At 65.3% G+C, this 1,857-nt stretch carries 1 protein-coding gene; it reads right to left on the bottom strand.

The window, feature by feature from the left end; translation table 11 throughout:
- Window positions 1-130: 130 nt before the first annotated feature.
- A partial coding sequence (locus Q4C89_RS14945) for an ABC transporter ATP-binding protein (RefSeq protein ID WP_303103414.1) occupies window positions 131-1,857 on the bottom strand: 1,727 nt, incomplete at its 5' end.

The raw sequence follows: 1,857 nt of genomic DNA, 5'->3' as shown, positions 1-1,857 counted from the left end.
GTAGAGGGTCAGAAACCCACGAGCATCTCTTACGTCGAATGCTCTAAGCAGTTGACGCCCCGATTCACTCTCTCGGCGGATGCCCCCCCAGTCTCCGCGCACAATGGACACACCTTTCAAATATGCAAGGTCAAGCTTGTTCTACGACTTCCCCTCGTTCCAGCCGCTCGGCAGTACTTTCCAGTCGGGCATAGGCTCCGCCGAGTCGCCGCAAGTCCTGCGGTGAGCCGTCCTCCACGATTTGGCCCCCTTGCACCACCAGCACCCGCTCGGCGGCGCGGGCCAGACTCAGGCGGTGGGTGACGGTCAGCGACGTGCGCCCCTGCATCAGGCGGCTCAGGGCGGCGACAACTTGGGCTTCGGATTCGGCGTCCACGGCGCTGGTCGGCTCGTCCAGCAGCAGGATGGCGGGTTGGGCCAGCAGCGTCCGGGCAATGGCGAGCCGTTGGCGCTGACCCCCGGAGAGGCGCACACCGCGCTCCCCGACCAGGGTATCCAGACCTTCCGGCAGCGACTCGACGAAGTCCAGAGCGTGAGCGGCCCGCAGCGCCTCCTCCACTTCCTGCGGGCTGGCGTCGGGGCGGGCATAACGGACGTTGTCCAGCACCGTCCCGTGAAACAGGTAGGTGTCTTGCGGCATGAACGCGGCGGCCCGCCGAAGACTGCTCAGCGTGAGCGACCGAACGTCGTGCCCGTCCAACCGGACCACGCCTGACTGTGGGTCAAACTGCCGGGTGACCAAGCCCAGCAGCGTGCTTTTGCCTGCGCCCGACTCGCCCAGAATGGCGACCCGCTGCCCGGCGGGGATGGTCAGGTTGACCCCCTGCAAAATGGGCCGGGCCGGGTCGTACCCGAACGTGACATTCTCCAGCCGGACTTCGCCCCGTATCGGCTGGGGGAGGGGAAAGGCGTCTGGAGCATCGGTGACTTCTATAGGAGCGTCGAGCACTGCGAAGACTCGGCGCCCCGCCGCCTCAGCCCGCTGAAGCAGGTCGCTGATGCCGACCAAATCGTCGATAGGGCCGTAAAAATAGCGGCCATAGCCTCGGTAGGCCAGCAGGCCACCCAGCGTGAACTGTCCGGCCAAAATCAGCCACGCACCGCCCCCGAGCATAATCACGTTGCCCAGGTTTCCTACGAAACGGGCCACCGGAAAGGCCCGGTTGCGAAGCATGACAGCTTTGACCTGTTCGCGGTACAGCTCCTGACCCAGTGCGTGCACCTGCGCCACTTCGTCGCGTTCGCGGGCGAACCCCTGTACTACTCGTATCCCTCCCAGTCGGTCAGCAATCAGGGCCGAAAGTTCGCCCAGTCGGGTGCGGGCGGCGCGGTAGGCAGGCCGCACCCGCTGACCGTAGCGCCACAGCATCAGCCCCACGGCCAGCATAGGCAGCGTGGTGAGGACGCCCAATAAAGGCTGCAACCAGATGAAGATGGCGATGACGCCGAAAAGCCGCAGCCCGTTGGCGATGACCGAATCGGTCCCCCGAACGAGCACGTCCTGCAAGATGTCCACATCACCCGTGACCCGCGCCAGCAGGTCTCCGGTGCGCTGGGTCTCGAAGTACGCTGCCGATTGCGACTGCACTTTCTCGTACACGGCGGTGCGGAGGTCCAGCGTGAATTGCTGCCCGGCCTTTTCCAGCAATACGCCCCGGTAAGCACTGAGGAGCTGCTGCAAGGCGAACACGGCGACCAGCAAGGCGAGTTGCCCGCCGATAAAGCTCCAGTCCCCACTTTTGAGTCCCTGGTCGACCACCCGAATCCAGACCAGAGGCGGGTACAGTTCGGCCGCCACACTGCCCAGCAAAAGCAGCAGCCCGAGCGCCACGGTGCGGCGGTAGGGCGTCAGGAGCG

The sequence above is a fragment of the Deinococcus sp. genome (assembly GCF_030523985.1).
Taxonomy (GTDB): Bacteria; Deinococcota; Deinococci; order Deinococcales; family Deinococcaceae; genus Deinococcus.
Note: the sequence above shows the minus strand (reverse complement) of the source record. Positions and strands in the feature narration are given on the sequence as shown.